This window comes from Mycobacterium sp. E183, from assembly GCF_001667735.1.
In the GTDB taxonomy this organism is placed as follows: domain Bacteria; phylum Actinomycetota; class Actinomycetes; order Mycobacteriales; family Mycobacteriaceae; genus Mycobacterium.
In genome coordinates this window covers 91262-111845 of sequence record NZ_LZJN01000156.1, presented here as the reverse complement: position 1 = coordinate 111845, position 20584 = coordinate 91262, and the positions used below count along the sequence as shown (strand labels likewise).

The 20584-nt window shown below is 67.4% G+C and carries 20 protein-coding genes and 1 pseudogene; 15 read left to right on the top strand and 6 right to left on the bottom strand.

All coding sequences use genetic code 11. The annotated features are described in order from the left end of the window. A pseudogene (locus A5691_RS18510) lies at nt 1-368 on the bottom strand (hypothetical protein); the annotation flags it as partial. Nucleotides 369-489: 121 nt separating this feature from the next. Here A5691_RS18510 and A5691_RS18505 point away from each other — a divergent pair. Both A5691_RS18505 and A5691_RS18500 read left to right on the top strand, forming a co-directional pair. Then, complete coding sequence (locus tag A5691_RS18505; RefSeq protein WP_067756623.1) at nt 490-1248, top strand: SDR family NAD(P)-dependent oxidoreductase; 759 nt, start codon at nt 490-492, stop codon at nt 1246-1248. Nucleotides 1249-1356: 108 nt separating this feature from the next. Then, nucleotides 1357-3519 carry an acyl-CoA dehydrogenase gene (locus A5691_RS18500; protein ID WP_068016343.1) on the top strand — a complete coding sequence of 721 codons (2163 nt, stop codon included), beginning with the start codon at nt 1357-1359 and terminating at the stop codon, nt 3517-3519. A gap of 9 nt (nt 3520-3528) precedes the next feature. Here A5691_RS18500 and A5691_RS18495 read toward each other — a convergent pair whose 3' ends face one another. Beyond that, complete coding sequence (locus A5691_RS18495) at nt 3529-3864, bottom strand: Zn-ribbon domain-containing OB-fold protein (RefSeq protein WP_067756617.1); 336 nt, start codon at nt 3862-3864, stop codon at nt 3529-3531. A gap of 49 nt (nt 3865-3913) precedes the next feature. On the opposite strand from A5691_RS18495, the gene A5691_RS18490 reads away from it, so the two are divergent. The 3 genes from A5691_RS18490 to A5691_RS18480 all read left to right on the top strand — a co-directional run bounded on the left by A5691_RS18490 (nt 3914) and on the right by A5691_RS18480 (nt 7668). Further along, the gene (locus tag A5691_RS18490) at nt 3914-5107 is read left to right on the top strand and encodes a thiolase family protein (protein ID WP_068016339.1); all 1194 of its coding nucleotides are present in this window, start codon (nt 3914-3916) and stop codon (nt 5105-5107) included. Then, nucleotides 5101-6570: a FadR/GntR family transcriptional regulator gene (locus tag A5691_RS18485; RefSeq protein WP_369827073.1), complete on the top strand. Its 1470-nt coding sequence runs from the start codon at nt 5101-5103 to the stop codon at nt 6568-6570. The genes A5691_RS18490 and A5691_RS18485 overlap by 7 nt, the downstream gene beginning before the upstream one ends. A gap of 108 nt (nt 6571-6678) precedes the next feature. Further along, nucleotides 6679-7668 (top strand): sensor histidine kinase, encoded by a 990-nt coding sequence (locus A5691_RS18480; protein ID WP_067890423.1) that lies wholly within the window; start codon nt 6679-6681, stop codon nt 7666-7668. A gap of 48 nt (nt 7669-7716) precedes the next feature. On the opposite strand, the gene A5691_RS27485 is transcribed toward A5691_RS18480, so the two are convergent. Further along, on the bottom strand, nt 7717-7905 hold the full coding sequence (locus A5691_RS27485) for a hypothetical protein (protein WP_082950395.1): 189 nt from the start codon (nt 7903-7905) through the stop codon (nt 7717-7719). 315 nt (nt 7906-8220) lie between these two features. Here A5691_RS27485 and A5691_RS18475 point away from each other — a divergent pair, with 315 nt between their 5' ends. Next, entirely contained in the window at nt 8221-8715 is a 495-nt protein-coding gene (locus A5691_RS18475; RefSeq protein WP_068016332.1) for an alpha-isopropylmalate synthase regulatory domain-containing protein, read from the top strand. Nucleotides 8716-8718: 3 nt separating this feature from the next. Here the strand turns inward: A5691_RS18475 and A5691_RS18470 are convergent, their stop codons facing one another. Beyond that, nucleotides 8719-10200: a cytochrome P450 gene (locus A5691_RS18470; RefSeq protein ID WP_067783865.1), complete on the bottom strand. Its 1482-nt coding sequence runs from the start codon at nt 10198-10200 to the stop codon at nt 8719-8721. A 116-nt stretch (nt 10201-10316) separates the two neighbouring features. On the opposite strand from A5691_RS18470, the gene A5691_RS18465 reads away from it, so the two are divergent. Both A5691_RS18465 and A5691_RS18460 read left to right on the top strand, forming a co-directional pair. Beyond that, nucleotides 10317-10952 (top strand): TetR/AcrR family transcriptional regulator, encoded by a 636-nt coding sequence (locus tag A5691_RS18465; protein ID WP_067756598.1) that lies wholly within the window; start codon nt 10317-10319, stop codon nt 10950-10952. Nucleotides 10953-10979: 27 nt separating this feature from the next. Then, nucleotides 10980-11903: an SDR family oxidoreductase gene (locus A5691_RS18460; protein WP_068016330.1), complete on the top strand. Its 924-nt coding sequence runs from the start codon at nt 10980-10982 to the stop codon at nt 11901-11903. Here A5691_RS18460 and A5691_RS18455 read toward each other — a convergent pair. Continuing rightward, complete coding sequence (locus A5691_RS18455; RefSeq protein WP_067756592.1) at nt 11838-12884, bottom strand: DNA polymerase IV; 1047 nt, start codon at nt 12882-12884, stop codon at nt 11838-11840. The genes A5691_RS18460 and A5691_RS18455 overlap by 66 nt on opposite strands. A gap of 4 nt (nt 12885-12888) precedes the next feature. Then, entirely contained in the window at nt 12889-13503 is a 615-nt protein-coding gene (locus A5691_RS18450; RefSeq protein WP_067756589.1) for a TetR/AcrR family transcriptional regulator, read from the bottom strand. 91 nt (nt 13504-13594) lie between these two features. Between A5691_RS18450 and A5691_RS18445 the strand changes: the two genes are divergently transcribed. The 7 genes from A5691_RS18445 to A5691_RS18415 all read left to right on the top strand — a co-directional run bounded on the left by A5691_RS18445 (nt 13595) and on the right by A5691_RS18415 (nt 20573). Next, a complete protein-coding gene (locus A5691_RS18445) occupies nt 13595-14155 on the top strand; it encodes an NAD(P)H-dependent oxidoreductase (protein WP_231972848.1) in 561 nt (186 codons plus the stop codon). 527 nt (nt 14156-14682) lie between these two features. Further along, nucleotides 14683-14922: a redoxin NrdH gene (locus A5691_RS18440; protein ID WP_067274703.1), complete on the top strand. Its 240-nt coding sequence runs from the start codon at nt 14683-14685 to the stop codon at nt 14920-14922. A gap of 52 nt (nt 14923-14974) precedes the next feature. Next, a complete protein-coding gene (gene nrdI / locus A5691_RS18435) occupies nt 14975-15454 on the top strand; it encodes a class Ib ribonucleoside-diphosphate reductase assembly flavoprotein NrdI (RefSeq protein ID WP_068266742.1) in 480 nt (159 codons plus the stop codon). After that, nucleotides 15424-17589 (top strand): class 1b ribonucleoside-diphosphate reductase subunit alpha, encoded by a 2166-nt coding sequence (gene nrdE, locus A5691_RS18430; RefSeq protein WP_067756580.1) that lies wholly within the window; start codon nt 15424-15426, stop codon nt 17587-17589. The genes nrdI and nrdE overlap by 31 nt, the downstream gene beginning before the upstream one ends. Nucleotides 17590-17668: 79 nt before the next feature. Beyond that, on the top strand, nt 17669-18412 hold the full coding sequence (locus A5691_RS18425; protein ID WP_156670148.1) for a TetR/AcrR family transcriptional regulator: 744 nt from the start codon (nt 17669-17671) through the stop codon (nt 18410-18412). 97 nt (nt 18413-18509) lie between these two features. Beyond that, complete coding sequence (locus tag A5691_RS18420; RefSeq protein ID WP_067756577.1) at nt 18510-20054, top strand: NAD(P)/FAD-dependent oxidoreductase; 1545 nt, start codon at nt 18510-18512, stop codon at nt 20052-20054. A 60-nt stretch (nt 20055-20114) separates the two neighbouring features. Continuing rightward, nucleotides 20115-20573 (top strand): universal stress protein, encoded by a 459-nt coding sequence (locus tag A5691_RS18415; RefSeq protein WP_067756574.1) that lies wholly within the window; start codon nt 20115-20117, stop codon nt 20571-20573. Nucleotides 20574-20584 lie beyond the last annotated feature (11 nt).

Genomic DNA, 20584 nt, shown 5'->3' with positions numbered 1-20584 from the left:
GGGCGCTGGCCGGGATCATGGCCGACGCGGTGGCCAAGGCCGCCGGCCTCCCCGTCGCGGCGGTACAGCGCGCGGCGCGCCTGCGATCCCTTGCCCGACACCGCCCCGATCTCGGAGAAACTGGCGTCCACCGCGGCGACGGTCAACGCCGGATGCGGCGCCGGGGGCGGCCGTGACCGCAGCGCTGCCCAGCCGACCCCGATCTGGCGCTGGCGCAACTCACCCGAGAGCCAGGAGACGACGATGGCGACTTCGTCGGGGTCGGCCGCGGCGCGGCGCAACAGGTCGGCGATGTGGGCGACCTTGCTCAGCCGTGACGACGTGCCGCCTACGTCAAGTGAGGTCGTCGCCACGTCGAGGAGGAGCACGAAATCAGCTTGGCACGGGTCTCGAACAAGGCGGGGTCAACCCTCGGCGGCGCACACGCTAGCGTGCCTACGTAACGTTACAGATTGCTAGGGATCTGACAACCCGAAAGGAAGGGTCCGGATGGAGATCAACGGGAAGAAGGTCGTCGTCATCGGCGGCGCGTCGGGAATGGGTCGCGCCTCCGCTGAGCTGCTGGCCGAGCGCGGGGCGGAGGTCGCCATCCTGGACCGTGAGGGTTCCGACGGCAAGACCGTGGCCGAGGCCGTCGGCGGCGCGTTCTATCCGGTCGACGTCACCGACTTCAAGGGCACCGAGGAGACGCTGCAGACCGCGGTCGACAAACTGGGCGGCCTGCATGTCATCATCACCACCGCGGGTGGCGGCATCGCCAAGCGGACGATGACCAAGTCCGGTCCCCACGACCTCGAGTCCTTCCAGTCCGTGATCGACCTCAACCTGATCGCCACCTTCAACATCAGCCGGCTCGCGGCCGCGCACATGGCCAAGAACGAGCCGGAGGACGAGGAGCGCGGCGTCATCATCAACACCGCGTCGATCGCGGCGTTCGAGGGGCAGATCGGGCAGGTCGCCTACACCGCCGCCAAGGCCGGCGTCGCCGGCATGTGCCTGACCATGGCCCGGGACCTGGGCTCGCTGGGCATCCGGGTGCTGGCGATCGCGCCGAGCCTGTTCGCCACCGGGTTGACGCAGGGGATTCCGGACGAATTCGCGTCGGCGCTCACCAAGGACGCCGCCTTCCCCAAGCGCCTCGGCCGGCCGATCGAGTACGCCAAGCTGGTTGCGGCGATCGTCGAGAACCCGATGCTCAACGGCCAGTGCCTTCGGCTGGACGCGGGCCAGCGCTTCGCGCCCAAGTAGCCACCCCCACGGGTCGCCCTCCCCGCATTAAGTACACTCTTTAGGCAGCCGCCCCGCTTCCCCTCGAAGCGGGGCAGGCTACCCAGCCGGTAGCGAGGAGGGCCCCTCATGGGTATCGCACTGACCGACGACCACCGCGAACTCGCCGGGGTCGCCCGCGCGTTCCTGACCTCGCAGAAGGCCCGTTGGGCGGCGCGTTCGCTGCTCGACGCCGCGGAGGAATCCCGGCCGGCGTTCTGGCAGAACCTGGTCGAGCTGGGCTGGCTCGGCCTGCACATCGACGAAGAGCACGGCGGATCCGGCTTCGGGCTGCCCGAACTCGTGGTGGTGGTCGAAGAACTCGGCCGGGCCGTAGCGCCGGGGCCGTTCGTGCCGACCGTGATCGCGTCGGCGGTGATCGCCAAAGATGGCAGCGCCGAACAGAAGTCGCGGCTGCTGCCCGGCTTGATCGACGGGACCGTGACCGCTGGAATCGGTCTGGACGGGGAGGTGCGCCTCAAGAACGGCGTCGCCGACGGTGACGCCGGGATCGTGCTGGGCGCCGGGCTGGCCGAGCTGTTGCTGATCGCCGCAGGCGAGGACGTGCTGCTGTTGGAGCGTGACCGTGCCGGCGTATCGGTCGAGGTGCCGAACAACTTCGACCCGACCCGGCGTTCCGGACGCGTGCGCCTGGAGAACGTCAACGTCGGCGCCGACGACATCCTGACCGGCGGGCGGGCTTCCGCGCTGGCCCGGGCCCGGACGTTGTTGGCCGCCGAGGCGGTGGGCGGCGCGGCGGACTGCGTCGACGCCGCCGTGGACTATGCCAAGGTGCGGCAGCAATTCGGGCGCACCATCGCGACATTCCAAGCGGTGAAGCATCATTGCGCCAACATGCTGGTGGCGGCCGAATCGGGCGTCGCCGCGGTGTGGGACGCCTCGCGGGCGGCGTCCGAGGACGAGGACCAGTTCCGGCTCGCCGCCGCGGTGGCGGCGGCCCTGGCGTTCCCCGCCTATGCGCGCAACGCCGAGCTGAACATCCAGGTGCACGGCGGCATCGGCTTCACCTGGGAGCACGACGCGCATCTGCACCTGCGCCGCGCGCTGGTGGTTGGGGCGCTGTTCGGTGGCGACGCGCCGGCCCGGGATGTCTTCGAGCGCACCGCCGCAGGCGCCAAACGGGAGAACAGCCTGGACCTGCCTGCCGAGGCCGAGGAACTGCGCACCCGGATCCACGCCGACGCCGCCGAGATCGCCGCCCTGGACAAAGCGGCGCAGCGCGACAAGCTGATCGAGACGGGCTACGTCATGCCGCACTGGCCGAAGCCCTGGGGTCGCGCCGCCGACGCGGTGGAGCAGCTGGTCATCGAGGAGGAATTCCGCGCGGCCGGCATCAAGCGCCCCGACTACTCGATCACCGGCTGGGTGATCCTCACCCTGATCCAGCACGGAACCGATTGGCAGATCGAAAGATTCGTGGAGAAGGCGCTGCGCCAGGAAGAGATCTGGTGCCAGCTGTTCTCCGAGCCCGAGGCCGGCTCCGACGCGGCGTCCGTGAAGACCCGCGCCACCCGGGTGGACGGCGGCTGGAAGATCAACGGGCAGAAGGTCTGGACCAGCGGCGCGCAGTACTGCGCGCGCGGCCTGGCCACCGTGCGCACCGATCCGGACGCCCCCAAGCACGCCGGCATCACCACCGTCATCATCGACATGAAGGGCCCGGGCGTCGAGGTGCGCCCGCTGCGGCAGATCACCGGCGGCTCGGAGTTCAACGAGGTGTTCTTCAACGACGTCTTCGTCCCCGACGAGGACGTCGTCGGGGCGCCCAACTCCGGCTGGACCGTCGCCCGGGCGACGCTCGGCAACGAGCGGGTCAGCATCGGCGGCAGCGGGTCGTTCTACGAGGGATTGGCGCCCACCCTGGTCCAGCTCGCGCAGCAGTCGGACCGCCTGGCGGGAGCGCCGGTCCGGATCGGATCCTTCCTCGCCGACGACCATGCGCTGCGGTTGCTGAACCTGCGTCGCGCGGCCCGCAGCGTCGAGGGGGCCGGGCCCGGCCCGGAAGGCAACATCACCAAGCTGAAGCTGGCCGAGCACATGGTCGACGGGGCCGCGATCTGGGCGGTGCTGGCCGGCCCGGAGGTCGCACTCATGGATGGCCCCGGTGCGGTGGTGGGCAGGCTGGCGATGGGCGCACGCGGCATGGCGATCGCCGGCGGCACCTCGGAAGTCACCCGCAATCAGATCGCCGAGCGGATCCTCGGCATGCCGCGCGACCCGCTGATCAACTAGCTGCCTCGCTCAGGTGGGTGCGAACAGCGGAGCCCCGCCGCTGCCCCTGTCCGGCCGGATCGCGACGGGCATACCGCACGTGACCGAATCGGGTTCGCAGTCAACGACATTGGCGGCCACCCGCAGGCCCTCTTGTTCGGCGAGTTCGACGATGGCGATCACGTACGGAACCGGGATCTCCGGGTTGTACGGGTGATGGTTCACCGTAAAGGTGAACACGGTGCCACGCCCGGAGACGGGCCGGGCGACCAGCGGGGCTTTGCACGTGCGGCATTCGCCGGCAGGCGGATGCACCCAGCGCGCGCAGTCCTCGCAGTATTCGATGAGCAGCGGCTCGTCCGGCACGACGAATACAGTACACTCAATTGATTCGATGGTCTGACGGGCGGTGTGCATGACGCATTTCGAGAAGGACGCGATCCTGTCCGGCATCGGCATCTCTCGGATCGGCCGGCGCACCGGCATCGCGGGCGTGGACCTGACCATGGAGGCGGTGCGTTCCGCCATCGAAGACGCCGGCTTGGCCCCCGCCGACATCGACGGCATCGCGACGCTGGGCGACACCCCCGCCGCAGAGGTCAACGCCCAACTGCGGATCGAAGCGGCCGATTGCGGATCCGGCTTCGGCACCGGCGGCTTGCTCAGCCCGGTGATGTCGGCGTGCCGCGCCGTCGCCGAACGTCGCGCCCGGCACGTGGTGGTGTACCGGACCATCCAAATGCTCGGCGGCACCGTCCCGGTGAAGCCGCAGGAGAACGCGCCCGCGCCGCCGCTGGCCCGGATGTTCGAGACGCCGGAGGGTGCGGAACGGCCCGCCGTGGGCGCGATGGACGACGTCAACGACCTGGTCGCGGCCAACGCCTATTCCGCCGCGAATTGGCTGGCGCTGAACTGCCGGCGCCACATGGAGTTGTATGGGACCACCAAGCAACAGCTGGGCTGGGTCGCCCTGAACGGCAGGCGCAACGCCGCCCTGAATCCGCGCGCCGTGTATCGCGACCCGATGACGATGGCCGACTACCTGAGCGCGCGGCCGGTCTCCACCCCGTTCGGCCTGCTGGACTGCGATGTCCCGATCGACGGCTCGATTGCGGTGGTGGTCTCGCACACGGATTACACCCGGGATTGCCCCCATCGCGCGGTGGCGGTGGAGGCGATCGGCGGGTCCGACGGCGCCGGGGGCTGGTTCCACCGCGACGACTACCCGAAGATGGCGATGTCGGACGCGACGGCGCAGATGTGGTCGCGCACGGACCTGAAACCGGCCGACCTCAAGGTCGCCGAATTGTACGACGGCTTCACCTATCTCACCCTCGCCTGGCTGGAAGCCCTGGGAATCTGCGGCGACGGCGAGGCCGGGCCCTACGTCGATGGCGGCGCCCGAATCGCCCGAGACGGGGACCTTCCCCTCAACACCTACGGCGGCCAGCTGTCGGCGGGGCGCATGCACGGTTACTGGGCGTTGCACGAGGGTTGTCTGCAGTTGCGCGGGGAAGCGGGGGAGCGGCAGGTATCGCGTCGCCCGGACGTCGGCGTCGTGTCGGTCGGCGGCGGGCCCGTCGCCGGCTGCATGTTGCTCACATGCTGAAATCCCCTGCGCCCGACGCCGTTGGGCTTGATATGAGTACCGGCCTCGCGAACAAACTGGCTTCCGGAATCGCGCGGGACCTCGAGGCGGAGATCGTTCGCCGCGGTTGGGCCATCGGCGAATCGCTCGGTTCCGAGCACGCGTTGCAAGAGCGCTTCGGGGTGAGTCGCTCGGTCCTGCGCGAGGCCGTCCGGCTCGTCGAACACCATCAGGTCGCCCGCATGCGCCGCGGGCCCGGTGGCGGTCTGATCATCTGCGAGCCCGATGCCGGGCCCGCCACCCGCGCCGTCGTGATCTATCTCGAATACCTCGGCACCACCCTGGGCGACCTGCTCAACGCGCGCCTTGTGCTCGAACCGCTGGCGGCTTCGCTGGCCGCGGAACGGATCGACGAGGCGGGCATCGCCCGGTTGCGGGCGGTGCTGCGGGGCGAAGAGGAGTGGAGGCCGGGGCTCCCCACGCCGCGGGACGAGTTCCACATCGCGTTGGCCGAGCAATCGAAAAACCCGGTCCTGCAACTCTTTGTCAACGTGCTGATGCGCCTCACCACCCGGTATGCCCTGCAGTCGCGGACCGACTCGGCCACCGAGGCCACCGAGGCGATCGACCGGATGCACATCGACCACTCCGAGCTCGTCGAGGCCGTCACCGCCGGCGACTCGGCGCGCGCCAAAACGCTCAGCCAGCGGCACGTCGAGGCCGTGACCGCGTGGCTACAGCACCACCACCCCGGCGCCCCGAGCCGGCGGCGCAAGCCGCGGCCGCTCAACATCGAGGTGCCCCGCGGCAAGCTGGCGGAGATGCTGGCGGCCACGATCGGCGACGACATCGCTGCCAGCGGCTGGCAGGTCGGATCCGTCTTCGGCACCGAGACGGCCCTTCTCGAGCGGTACCGGGTGAGCCGCGCGGTGCTCCGGGAAGCGGTGCGGCTGCTCGAATATCACTCGATCGCGCACATGCGCCGCGGGCCCGGTGGCGGCCTCGTCATCGCCAGGCCCCGGGCGCAGGCCAGCATCGACACCATTGCCTTATACCTGCAGTACCGCGACCCGAGTCGCGAAGACCTCCGTTGCGTCCGGGACGCCATCGAGATCGACAACGTCGCCAAGGTCGTCAAGCGGTGCGGCGAACCGGAAGTGGCCGCCTTTGTGGCCGCGCATCGGTCCGACGTCGAGGAAACGCCCGGCGATGTGGCGGACGCCTCGGCGGAGGAGTTCCGGTTTCACGTCGGACTGGCCCAGCTGGCCGGCAACACGCTGCTCGACCTGTTTCTGCGCATCATCGTCGAGTTGTTCCGGCGGCACTGGTCCAGCACCGGGCAGGCGCCGCCGACCTGGGCGGACGTCCTGGCCGTTCACCACGCTCACCAGCGGATTGCCGACGCGATCGAGGCCGGTGACGAGAGCCTGGCCCGCTACCGCGTGCGCCGTCATCTGGACGCGGCCGCCTCCTGGTGGCTTTAGCGAATACTGAGTTCTCAGATGTGATCTGCAGCTCGGTATAGCGAAGGCCCGCCGCGGGTACTGGGGAGGGAGAACTTAACGGCCGGTCCAGCAGGGGGTTGGCATTCAGTGATCGAAAGCGAGAGTCCTGGAGTGACGACGGGCACCGAAATTGGCCAGCTCGGCTTCGTCCACTCCGCACTCATCTACCAATCCCAGCAGGAGTACCTGGATTTCGTCACCCGCTTCGTCAGCGACGGGTTGGCGATGGACGAGGCGGTACTGGTTGCGGTGCCGTCCGACAAGTTGGTCTTGCTGCACGACGCGCTCGGCCCGGGCGAGCTGCCGGGCGATCTCCAACTGCTCGACATCACCGAGGCGGGGCGCAACCCGAGCCGATTCATGGCCATGGAGGGGTCTTTCGTCGATGACCACCCCGACCGGCGGGTGCGCATCGTCAGTCAACTCGCCTGGCCCGGCCGCACCGAGGAAGAGTTGGTCGCCTGCGTGGAGCACGAGGCGCTGGTCAACGGGGCCATGGACGGCTACCAGGTGACCGGGCTGTGCCTCTACGACGGAAGCCGGCTCGACGACGATGTGCTCGCGGACGTGCGGGCGACACACCCTCTGCTGTGGCGGGGCGGCGCCCTGCAGCGCAGCGCCGACTACGCGCCCGATGCCGCCTTGCAGCGCTGCAACCGGCCGCTGCCCGCCAAGCCGGGGGCCGTCACCTACACGGTGAGCAAGTCGGCGGACCTCAGTCCCGCACGGTCCTTCGCCGTCAACTACGCCGGATGGATTGGCTTGTCGCAGGACGGAATCGAAGATCTGCAACTGGTCGCCACCGAGCTGGCCAGCAACAGCTTGATGTACACCGACGGAGCCTGTCAGCTCGCCTTCTGGCGAGACGACGGATACCTGGTCTGCGAGGCGCGCGACACCGGGTGCTTCGAGGATCCGCTCGTAGGCCGGCTGGACCCGGGGCCGTGCGGTCCCGCCAGCCGGGGACTTTATCTGGTCAACGCCATCTCGGACCTGGTGCGCACGCATACGACGCCCAGCGGTACGACCATTCAGGCGTATCTGCGGTTCGAGCCGTCGGCCGGGCCGACCGGATGACGCAAGCGGCCCCCGGGAATCGCTTCCCGAGGGCCGCCTGAAAATCAGTTAGAGGCCGCCGACAATCCCGCCGACCGTACCCAAAATACCGCCACTACCGCCGCCGACCGTGCCGCCGAGCAGTCCACCGCTGCCGGCCGCTGAGGAAGCACATCCAGTCGGGAGTAATAACACCGCGGCCAACCCGACGGCCACGGTGGCTGATTTAAGAGATTTCCTGATGCTCTTTGCCTTCATGATGAGCCTTCTTTCATCATTCCTTCGAGGGGTTGTTGCACAGCCGTTGAACGACTGTTGCCCTCGCCTCATACCCCCTGTTACACACACGTAAACCAAAATTTCTTAAGAATTTCGCGACGGGTCGCCGCGTTATGACGCGAGGCGGAACTTGCACGTCAGGGCCGTGTAGGGCTAAAGTCTGCGCTCGTGCGTCTTCTCGATCGAGCCGTAGTAGCTAGCACCCGCAGCGGGGTCTGACCCAGACCGACCCCCCGCTGTGGGTCGGAAGCTACTGCCGTCGGTCACTCCTTTCGACCGAAGAAGACCGGCACCATGACCATTCCCGAGCGGCTCGCTCAATCCAGTACTCCGGCCCCCGCCACGGCGGTGTTCGCCCGGGAGTTCGGCGCCCCGCTGCCCCGCGGCCTGCGGGAGCAGGCGGGCGCGATGTCCTGGGATGATTTCGTCGCGACCTACGCCCGCGCGGGCGGGCCCGTCCGGCTGGGCAGCTGGGCCTGCACCGACACCGAGAGGCGGCCGGGGCCGCAGGCCCGCAACTTCCAGGCCGTGATCGCCGTCGGTGACCGCATCAGCACCTCGACCGCCGGCGGCAGCGGCCCGATCGCGGCGTTGAGCGCGATGCTGCACGATCACGGAATCCCGGTGGAGATCGTCAAGTTTCATCAGCTGGGCTCCGGCGGCCGCACGGTCACGTTTGTCTGCGGGAGCAACGGGACCCGCGCCGAATGGGCGATGGGCTGGTCGGACGATTCGACGCAGTCGGCGCTGCGTGCGGTGGTCGCCTGCGCTAACCGCCTGCTCGCCTGAGGCCTACAGGGGGCGCAGCACGATCGGCATGCCGTCCATCGGGATGGGGATGGTGCGGTAGTCCCACTTCGACTCGTAGCCCGGCCGGGGCAGCTCGAGCCGGTAGCGACGCAGCAGCCGATGCATGATCGTCTTGACCTCCAACTGGCCGAAAACCATGCCGATGCACTTGTGCGCGCCGCCGCCGAACGGAGTCCACGCGTACCGGTGCCGCTTGTGTTCGTTGCGCGGCTCGGTGAACCGTTCCGGGTCGAACTTCAACGGGTCGGTCCAGATCTCGGGTAGCAGGTGGTTCACCCCCGGAAACGCGGTGACGTTGGTGCCCTTCGGTAGGTAGTGGCCCAGCAGTTCGGTGTCGCGCACCGTCCGGCGCATGGCCCACTGCACCGGGGTCACCAGCCGGATCGACTCGTTCATCACCAGATCCAGCGATTCCAGCTTCTCCAGCGATTCGATGTCGAGCGGTCCATCCCCGAGGCGGTCGGACTCGTCGCGGCAGCGCTGCTGCCACTGCGGATTCGCGGCGAGCTGGTAAGCCATGTTCGTCGCGGTGGTGGTGGACGTGTCGTGCGCGGCCATCATCAAGAAGATCATGTGGTTGACGATGTCCTCGTCGGAGAAGCGGTTGCCGTCTTCGTCCTCGGTCTGGCACAACACGGTCAGCAGGTCGCTGCCGTCCTTGCCGCGGCGCTCCTTGACTCGTTCGTCGAAGTAGTTCTCCAGCAGTTGTCGGGCCCGGACTCCGCGCCACCACGTGAACGGCGGCACCGGGTTGCGAATGATCGCATTGCCGGCCCGGACGGTCATGGTGAACGCCCTGTTCACCTTGGTCACCAGCTCACGATCGGTGCCGGGCTCGTGGCCCATGAACACCATCGACGCGATGTCGAGGGTGAGCTCCTTCATCGCCGGGTAGAGCAGGAAGCGCGGGTCGTCGATCACCCAGTCGTCGGCGGTGACCTGCGACACCACCCTGTCCATGTGCTCGACGTAACCGGCGAGCCGGGAGCGGATGAACGCCTCCTGCATGATTCGCCGGTGGAACAGGTGCTCTTCGAAGTCAAGCAGCATCAGGCCGCGCTTGAAGAAGGCGCCGATCACCGGGGTCCAGCCCTGCTGGGAGTAGTCCTTATTGCGGTTCGAGTAGAGCTCCTGGGCGGCGTCGGGGCCCAGCGCCGCGACGAACGGCAGGAGGGGAGAGTCGCCGAAGACGAGCGGCCCTTTGGTCTGGTACAGGAACATCAGGTAATCCGGGCCGCCGCGCAGCATCTCGATGAGGTGCCCGATCACCGGCAGCCCCGCGTCACCCACCACCGGTTTGAGCCCGCTGCCCGGCGGCGGCTGGGCCAACACGTGTTCGGGGAACTGGACGGTGCGCAGCTTGCGCTCCGCGACGCCCATGCCGGGAAAGTTGTTGACCGATGGGGTGAACCGGCGCCGCGCCTGGTCCAACAGGTATTGCGGGGTGCTGATGGTGGCGGTCATAGACGCTCCTTTGCGCGTTCCCTCCGAGGTGACAGCCGTCACTGTCTAATAACCTTCGGAAAAAACTTGACGGCTGTCAAGTTTGCTTTTTTCCCGGCGTGGTGCAAGGTCGGGGAATGAGCAGCCACCCCGCCACCCCGGAACCGGGCGGGCAACGGCGCGGCGACAAGCAGCGCCAGGCGATCCTGCAGGCGGTGCGGGAACTGCTGCAGGAGAAGCCATTCGCTGAGCTGTCGGTCAGCAGCATCAGTGTGCGGGCGGGGGTGGCGCGGTCCGGCTTCTACTTCTATTTCGATTCCAAGTACGCCGTTCTCGCCCAGTTGATGGCCGAGGCCGCCGAGGAACTCGAAGAACTCACCCAGGATTTCGCGCCGCGGGAGCCGGGGGAGTCCCCCGAGCAGTTCGCCAAACGCATGGTCGGCAGCGCGGCGGCCGTCTACGCGCACAACGACCCGGTGATGACCGCCTGCAACGAGGCGCGCAACACCGACGTCGAGATCCGCAACCTGATGGATCGGCAGTTCGACGCGGTGCTGGGCCAGATCGTCGCGATCGTGGAGGCCGAGATGAAGGCGGGGACCGCCCACCCGATCAGCGACGACCTGCCCACCCTGATCCGCACCCTGGCCGGTACCACCGCGCTGATGCTGACCGGCGATCCGATCCTGGCCGGCCGCGACAGCGATCTCGACCGCCGCGTGCACGTGCTCGAGCGCTTGTGGCTGCACGCGCTCTGGGGCGGCCGTCCCTAGGGCGCTACCGCCGGTATCGTCACCGCAATGGGGCAGCAGGGGTACTTCGCAGGCAAACGGTGTCTGGTCACCGGCGCGGCCAGCGGCATCGGCCGTGCGACCGCGTTGCGGCTGGCCGCGGATGGCGCCGAGCTGTATCTGACCGACCGGGACCGCGACGGGCTCGAGCAGACCGTGGCCGACGCGCGCGCCCTGGGCGCGGAAGTGCCCGCGCACCGGGCCCTCGACATCGCGGACTACGACGCGGTGGCGTCGTTCGCCGCCGACATCCATCGCGACCACCCGAGCATGGACGCCGTGCTCAACATCGCCGGAGTCTCCGCCTGGGGCACCGTCGACCGGCTGAGCCACGATCAGTGGAGCAAGATGATCGCGATCAACCTGATGGGTCCGATCCACGTCATCGAGACGTTCGTCCCGCCGATGGTGGCGGCCCGCAACGGCGGGCACCTGGTCAACGTGTCGTCGGCGGCCGGTTTGGTTGCGCTGCCGTGGCATGCCGCTTACAGCGCAAGCAAATACGGACTGCGCGGGCTGTCGGAGGTGCTGCGCTTCGACCTGGCCCGGCACCGCATCGGCGTGTCGGTCGTGGTGCCGGGCGCGGTCAACACCCCGCTGGTCCAAACCGTCGAGATCGCCGGCGTGGACCGCGAAGACCCCAAGGTTGCGCGCTGGGTGAACCGCTTCAGCGGCCACGCCGTCTCGCCGGAGAAGGCGGCCGCGAAGATCTTGGCGGGCGTCGCCAAAAACCGCTACCTGATCTATACGTCGCCGGACATCCGGGCGCTGTACGCGTTCAAACGACTGGCCTGGTGGCCCTACAGCGTGGCCATGCGCCAGGTCAATGTGGTGTTCACCCGCGCGCTGCGGCCCGCCCCCGCACCGCTAGTCTCCCATGGCCAGTTCGAGGCGCACCCCGAGCAGCCGAACCGGGCGGTCGAGCTCGAATAGGTCCAGCACGCGCAGCGCCGCCGCCACGATGGTCTCGCGACCGGTGGTCGGTGCTTCCAGCTTGCGGATCTTGGTGCGGGTGTAGAACGTCGCGGTTCGCACGGTGACCGCGACCCGGGTCACGATGCGGCCGGAGGCGAGGACGTCCGCCAACGCCTGTTCGGCCAATTGCTTTACGGCAGAATCCATTTCGGAGCGGTCGGTGAGGTCGCGCGGGAAGGTGACGACGTGGCTGCGCGAGCGCGGGACCCACGGCTCGGCGCTGACTTGCGCGTCACCGCCACCCTTGGCTAGCAGGAGCAGCCACAGTCCGGTGCGTGGGCCGAACGCGGACGTCAACAACTCGGCATCGCTGTGTGCGAGCTCCCAGACCGTCGTTATCCCCAGCGCCGCAAGCTTTTTCGTCGTCTTCGGGCCCACGCCCCACAAGGCGTCGACCGGACGGTCCGCCATCACGGTCATCCAGTTCGCGTCGGTGAGCGTGAAGATGCCCGCCGGTTTGGCGAAGCCGGTCGCGACCTTGGCGCGCTGCTTGTTGTCGCTGATCCCCACCGAACACGACAGCCCGGTTTCCGACGCGATGACGGTCCGGATCTCTTCGGCGACCCCGATCGGGTCGGCCCCCGCCACCCCGACGTACGCCTCGTCCCAACCCCACACCTCGACCGGGTGCCCCAGGTCGCGCAGCAACGCCATCACCTGTTCGGAGGCCGCGTCGTAGGCGGCGGCATCCGACGGCAGGAACGTCGCCTCGGGGCAGCGGCGCGCGGCCGTCCGCAACGGCATGCCGGCGCGGACGCCGAATTCCCGGGCCTCATAGGAGGCGCAGGTGACCACCTTGCGCGGTTCGGTCGGGTCGCCGCTGCCGCCGACGATGACCGGCAGCCCGATCAGCTCGGGATGGCGGCGCAACTCGACCGACGCCAGAAACTGATCGAGGTCGACGTGCAGGACCCAGAGCGGTGCCGGCGGCGCGGTCATTCCGCTATCGCCCACAAAGCTTGCGCGCCACGCTTTCCCATGCGTCGCCCAACGTCTGCAGGGTGTGGCCGCGCTCGTTGAGCTGGTGCTCGACATAGTTCACGTGGAGGAGGGCCAGCAGGGCATCGGTCTGAGCGTCGAGGTCGCCGGTGGAGTGTGCCGCCTCGAGCAACACCCGGATGTGGGTGTGGTGCACGAGGACGGGCGCGCTGTAGCGAGTTTGCGGATCGCGGTGGGCCTCCGACAGCAGTTCGCGATGGGCGTGCGCGAATCCGATGCGCTCCCGGCCGAACGCCACCAGTCGGTCGATCGGTGGGGCGTCGGGTCCCAGGGGAGGCGGGCCGAACAGGAAGGCCTGCTGGCTGGCTCGCTCGTCCTCGTCGAGCAGCACCATCATCAGGCCGGCGCGGCTGCCGAACCGGCGAAACAACGTGCCCTTGCCGACGCCGGCGGCGGCCGCGACGTCGTCCATGGTGACCGCGTCCGCGCCGCGTTCGGCGATCAGCCTGCGGGCCGCGTCCAACAGGAGGGCGCGGTTGCGTGCCGCGTCGCCCCGCTCCGGCTGGGCTGCCTGGAGTTGGTAGACGGGCAGTTCGCCCAACCGCTCGACACTGCTCATCCCTGTACTTTAACGCGGCGGGAATAGAACCGGACTGTAGTCCGGTTGTGTGTGCGAGGATGGAGACCAACGAATGAAGGGATACAGAACGGTGGCAGACAACATCAAGGTCTTGGCGTTAGTGGGGAGCCTGCGCACGGCGTCGATCAATCGTCAGATCGCCGAACTCGCGGCCGACATCGCCCCCGAAGGCGTCAGCGTGACGGTATTCGAAGGGCTGGCGGAGCTGCCGTTCTACAACGAGGAGATCGACGACGCGATGAACACTGACGCGCCGCCGCTGGCCCCGGTGGCCGCGCTGCGCACCGCGGCGGCCGACGCCGACGCCGCCCTGGTGGTCACGCCGGAATACAACGGCAGCATCCCGGCCGTCATCAAGAACGCGATCGACTGGCTGTCCCGCCCGTTCGGCAACGGCGCGCTGAAGGGCAAGCCGCTGGCGGTCATCGGGGGGTCCTTCGGCCAGTACGGCGGCGTATGGGCCCACGACGAAACCCGTAAGTCGTTCGGCATCGCCGGCGCCCGCGTGGTCGAGTCGATCAAGCTCTCGGTGCCGTTCAAAACGCTCGAGGGCAAGGCCCCCGCGGAGCACGGCGAGCTCTCGGACAACGTGCGCGATGCCCTAGGGAAGCTGGCCGCCGAAGTCGCCTGATTGGCAGAAGTCAACAAGCCGATCGCCGGGCGACCAGCAGGGTTGCCGCAATCGGATAGCCGAAGCCGCCAGCCCTCGCTGGCGGCTTTGCTAGTGGTCGCCCGGACGGCCTGGCCCGGGGCGGCATCGGTGCGCGTTGACGGGGCTTGTCGGTGGTCGGTGATACAACGATTCGCATGCGCGGCTTCGAGGAAGATTGTGACCTGCGACACGCCGGGCGTGTCCGCCGCGGAAGCCTTACGACCAGCGAATTTCAGAATTGTTATTCCGAACATGTTGTATCTCGACATCTTGTCAGCCACTAGGTGTAGTGTTTCGAGCACCGGCAGATCCCAGGTTCACCAGGCCGACCGGGCCCTGGTTCACCACCCGAAATCGGCACACAGGTCATTCGACCCCGACGGCCGCAGGACGGGAACGTGGGGGCTTGACGGGCCGCTGAAACACAGCAAAGACAGCGTTTGTTGCAGTACCCGAGTAGTTGCCAGTCCGTTACAAGTCCCACCTTCCGCAAAGGAGCGGCTTCCATGAGCATCACCGTGTACACCAAGCCGGCATGCGTGCAGTGCAGCGCCACGTTCAAGGCCCTGGACAAGCAGGGCGTCGGCTACGAGAAGGTCGACATCACGCTCGACAACGAGGCGCGTGACTACGTGATGGCATTGGGTTATCTGCAGGCCCCCGTGGTGGTGGCGGGCAACGACCACTGGTCGGGCTTCCGGCCGGACCGCATCAAGGCGCTCGCGGAATCGGCTCTCAGCGCTTAGCCGGACGTTAGGTAAGAAGGAGGTTGCGGTGCACTCGCGCAACCCAGGCTGGATGAGTGGCGACCCGCTTCGCCCGGCTGCGCCGCGCTTGCGATCGCCACTGGTCTATTTCTCCTCGGTGTCGGAGAACACCCATCGCTTCGTGGAGAAGCTGGGTGTTCCCGCCACACGGATACCGCTGCATGGGCGCATCGAGGTCGACGAGCCGTACGTGCTGATCCTGCCCACCTACGGCGGCGGCCGGGCCACCCCGGACCTCAATGCCGGTGGCTATGTCCCCAAGCAGGTCATCGCATTCCTGAACAACGAGCAGAACCGGTCGTTGATCCGCGGTGTCATCGCCGCGGGCAACAACAACTTCGGTGCCGAATTCGCCTATGCGGGCAACGTGATCTCCCGCAAATGCGGCGTTCCGTACCTCTACCGCTTCGAACTGATGGGAACCCCGGACGACGTGGAAGCCGTCCGCGCGGGCTTGGAAGAATTCTGGAAGGAACAGACGTGCCACCAACCGTCACTGCAGAGCCTGTAACGTCCGGCGCGCACGCGTTGCCCGGTGAGACGGACTACCACGCGCTGAACGCGATGCTGAATCTGTACGACGCGGACGGCAAGATTCAGTTCGACAAGGACGTGTTGGCCGCGCGCGAGTACTTCTTGCAGCACGTCAACCAGAACACCGTCTTCTTCCACAATCAGGACGAGAAGATCGACTACCTGATCCGCGAGAACTATTACGAGCGTGAGGTTCTCGACCAGTACTCGCGCAACTTCGTCAAGTCGCTGCTGGACCGCGCCTACGCCAAGAAGTTCCGCTTCCCGACGTTCCTGGGCGCGTTCAAGTACTACACCTCCTACACGCTGAAGACGTTCGACGGGAAGCGCTACCTGGAGCGCTTCGAGGACCGCGTCGTCATGGTCTCGCTCACCCTTGCGGCCGGTGACACGGCCCTGGCCGAGAAGCTGGTGGACGAGATCATCGACGGCCGGTTTCAGCCGGCCACCCCGACGTTTTTGAACTCGGGCAAGAAGCAGCGCGGCGAGCCGGTGAGCTGCTTTCTGCTGCGCATCGAGGACAACATGGAGTCGATCGGGCGATCGATCAACTCCGCGCTGCAGCTGTCCAAGCGTGGCGGCGGGGTTGCGTTGCTGCTGACCAACATTCGCGAGCACGGCGCGCCGATCAAGAACATCGAGAACCAGTCCTCGGGCGTCATCCCGATCATGAAGTTGCTCGAGGACTCGTTCTCCTACGCCAATCAGCTGGGTGCGCGCCAGGGCGCCGGCGCGGTGTACCTGCATGCGCATCACCCCGACATCTACCGTTTCCTGGACACCAAGCGGGAGAACGCCGACGAGAAGATCCGGATCAAGACGCTCAGCCTCGGCGTGGTGATCCCCGACATCACCTTCGAGCTGGCCAAGAAGAACGAGGACATGTACCTGTTCTCGCCGTACGACGTCGAGCGGGTCTACGGCGTGCCGTTTGCCGACATCTCGGTGACCGAGAAGTACTACGAGATGGTCGACGACGCGCGCATCCGCAAGACGAAGATCAAGGCGCGGGAATTCTTCCAGACGCTGGCCGAGCTGCAGTTCGAGTCCGGTTACCCCTACATCATGTTCGAGGACACGGTGAACCGGGCCAACCCGATCGAGGGCAAGATCACCCACTCGAACCTGTGCTCGGAGATCCTGCAGGTGTCCACGCCGTCTGAGTTCAACGACGATCTGTCGTATTCCAAGGTGGGCAAAGACATTTCGTGCAACCTCGGCTCGCTGAACATCGCCAAGGCGATGGATTCGCCGGACTTCGCGCAGACGATCGAGGTGGCGATCCGAGCGCTGACCGCGGTGAGCGACCAGACGCACATCACGTCGGTGCCGTCGATCGAGCAGGGCAACAACGAGTCTCACGCGATCGGGCTGGGGCAGATGAACCTGCACGGCTACCTCGCCCGGGAGCGGATCTTCTACGGCTCCGAGGAAGGCATCGACTTCACCAACATCTACTTCTACACGGTGCTCTACCACGCGCTGCGGGCGTCGAACCGCATCGCCATCGAACGGGGCACGGCGTTCGGCGGTTTCGAGCGGTCGAAGTACGCCTCGGGCGAGTTCTTCGACAAGTACACCGAGCAGGTGTGGGAGCCGCAGACCGACAAGGTGCGTCAGCTGTTCGCCGACGCGGACATTCGCATCCCCACCCAGGACGACTGGAAGCGGCTGAAGGAGTCGGTGCAGGCGCACGGCATCTACAACCAGAACCTGCAGGCCGTCCCGCCGACAGGGTCGATCTCCTACATCAACCACTCGACCAGCTCGATCCACCCGATCGCCAGCAAGGTGGAGATCCGCAAGGAAGGCAAGATCGGCCGCGTCTATTACCCGGCGCCCTACATGACCAACGACAACCTGGAGTACTTCCAGGACGCCTACGAGATCGGCTACGAGAAGGTCATCGACACCTACGCCGCCGCCACCCAGCACGTCGACCAGGGGCTGAGCCTGACGCTGTTCTTCAAGGACACCGCCACCACCCGCGACGTGAACAAGGCGCAGATCTACGCCTGGCGCAAGGGAATCAAGACGCTCTACTACATCCGGCTGCGGCAGATGGCCTTGGAGGGAACCGAGGTCGAGGGCTGCGTGTCCTGCATGCTCTGACCGCCGGGTCGGGGCTCCGGCCGCCTGGTCTGCCCAGGTCAGGGGCTCGACGGCCGGCCCGGGGGGTATGGTGCATGACGTGGTGAGAATGCCTCGACCCTCCCGACCACCCCACCCCAGCGTCAAGCCGCCCGGGGCGAAGGTCGACGCGCGCAGCGAGCGTTGGCGCGAACACCGCAAGAAGGTGCGCGGCGAGATCGTGGATGCGGCCTTTCGCGCCATCGACCGCCTGGGCCCCGAGCTGAGCGTGCGGGAGATCGCCGAGGAGGCCGGCACGGCCAAGCCGAAGATCTACCGTCATTTCCACGACAAGTCCGACCTGTTCCAGGCCATCGGGGAACGGCTGCGCGACATGCTCTGGGCGGCGATCTTCCCGGCCATCGACCTGAAAACCGACTCGGCGCGTGAGGTGATCCGGCGCGCGGTCGACGAGTACGTCAACCTCGTCGATCTGCACCCCAACGTGCTGCGGGTCTTCATCCAGGGCCGCTCGGCCGCCAGCCCGCAGACCCTCAACGAGGGCCGCGGCATCACGCTGGCGATGGCGGATCTCTTCGACAACGAGCTGCGCGAAATGGAACTCGACCATGCGGCGTTCGAGCTGGCCGCGCACGCGGCCTTCGGCTCGGCCGCCTCGGCCACCGAATGGTGGCTGGGCCCCGACCCGCAAAGCGCGCGGCGCATGCCGCGCGACCAGTTCGTCGCGCACCTGACGACGATCATGGTCGGGGTCATCGTCGGCACCGCGGAGGTGCTCGGCATCGCGATGAACCCGGATCAGCCGGTGCACAGCGTGGTGCCCAGCAACCCCGCGGCCAGCTGAGGTCCTAAGCACGTTGACATCGCCGCAGCGATCGTCGACACTCGTGCCATTCGATACCCTGGGTACCGGGTATTTCTAGCAGGGAGATCGATCCACCGTGACCGACGTTGTGACACACGCCGAACCGACATCCGCACACCAGCCCGTGCACACCCGCGCCATCATCATCGGGACCGGGTTCTCCGGCCTGGGAATGGCGATCCGGCTGCAGCAGCAGGGTGTGGACTTCGTCATTCTGGAAAAGTTCGGCGACGTCGGCGGCACCTGGCGCGACAACAGCTACCCCGGGTGCGCCTGCGACATCCCCTCGCACCTGTACTCGTTCTCGTTCGAGCCCAAGCCCGACTGGCGCAACCCGTTCTCCTACCAGCCCGAGATCTGGGACTACCTCAAGGGCGTCACCGAGAAATACGGCCTGCGCCGCTACATCGAGTTCAATTCGCTTGTCGATCGGGCGCACTGGGACGACGACGAGCAACGCTGGCACGTCTTCACCGAGGACGGCCGCGAATTCGTCGGGCAGTTCCTGATCTCGGGCGCGGGCGCGCTGCACATCCCGTCCCTGCCCGACATCGAGGGGCGCGACGAATTCCGCGGTCCCGCTTTCCATTCCGCGGAGTGGGATCACAGCGTCGACCTGACCGGTAAGCGGGTGGCGATGATCGGCACCGGCGCCAGCGCGATCCAGATCGTGCCGGAGATCGTCGGGCAGGTCGCCGAACTTCAGCTCTACCAACGCACCCCGCCGTGGGTGGTGCCGCGCTCCAACCCCGAGATTCCGGTGGCGCTGCGCCGGGCCATGGCGAACGTCCCCGGCCTGCGGGCAATGACGCGTCTCGCGATCTACTGGGGCCAGGAGGCGCTGGCGATCGGCATGACCAAGCGTCCCAACGCGCTGAAGTTCATCGAGGCCTACGTCAAATACAACATCCGCCGGTCGGTCAAGGACCGCGAACTGCGCCGCAAACTGACCCCGCACTATCGCATCGGTTGTAAGCGAATCCTGAACTCCTCCACGTACTATCGCGCGGTCGCCGACCCGAAGACCGAGCTCATCACCGACCACATCGCGCGGATCACGCCCACCGGGATCGTCACCGCCGACGGCACGGAGCGCGACGTCGACGTGATCGTCTACGGCACCGGGTTCCACGTCACCGACTCCTACACCTACGTGCAGATCAAGGGCCACAACGGTGAGGACCTGGTGGACCGCTGGAACCGGGAGGGCATCGCCGCCCACCGCGGCATCACCGTCGCCGACATGCCCAACCTGTTCTTCCTGCTGGGACCGAACACCGGCCTGGGGCACAACTCGGTGGTGTTCATGATCGAGTCCCAGATCCGCTACGTCGCCAGCGCGATCAAGACCTGCGACAAGCTGGGCGTGCAGGCACTCGCGCCCACGCGCGCCGCCCAGGACGCCTTCAACGACGAGTTGCAGCGCCGGCTGGGACCGTCGGTGTGGAACAGCGGTGGCTGCGCCAGCTGGTACCTCGACGAGCACGGCAAGAACACAGTGCTGTGGGGCGGCTACACCTGGGAGTACTGGCGGGAGACGCGCTCGGTCAAGCCCGAGGAGTACGAGTTCTTCGGCAACGGGTCGGGCGCCAAGCGCGTCGCGGCGGCCGCACAGGGCTGAGCCGCGGTGGTCGCGCGACGACTGCCGGGGAGCGCGTCCAGGGCCTACACTCAGTGAGGAATGTGCGCTTATCAGATCGTTGTGGTCGGCACCGATGGCTCGGAGTCGTCGCTCCGTGCGGTGGAGCGCGCCGCCGCGACGGCCGCGGATCACGGCGCGACATTGATCGTCGCGACGGCGCATCTCCCGGTTCCCGAGGAACGCGGCCGCTACGCCATCCCGCCGGGGAGTGACCACGGTCAGGACTACCGGACGCTGGGACACGCCCCGTTCTACGCGATTTTGCAGAACGCCAGGGAGCGGGCGCACCAGGCCGGGGCCAAGAACGTGGAGGAGAGGGCCATCGTCGGTCCCCCCATCAACGCGCTGGTGCAGCTCGCCGAGGAGGTCGATGCCGACCTGCTGGTTGTCGGCAACGTCGGCCTCAGCAGCGTCGCGGGGCGGCTACTGGGATCGGTCCCGTCAGAAGTCTCCCGCAGGGCCAAGACCGACGTCCTGATCGTCCACACCTCCGGCTGATCGGCGAACCC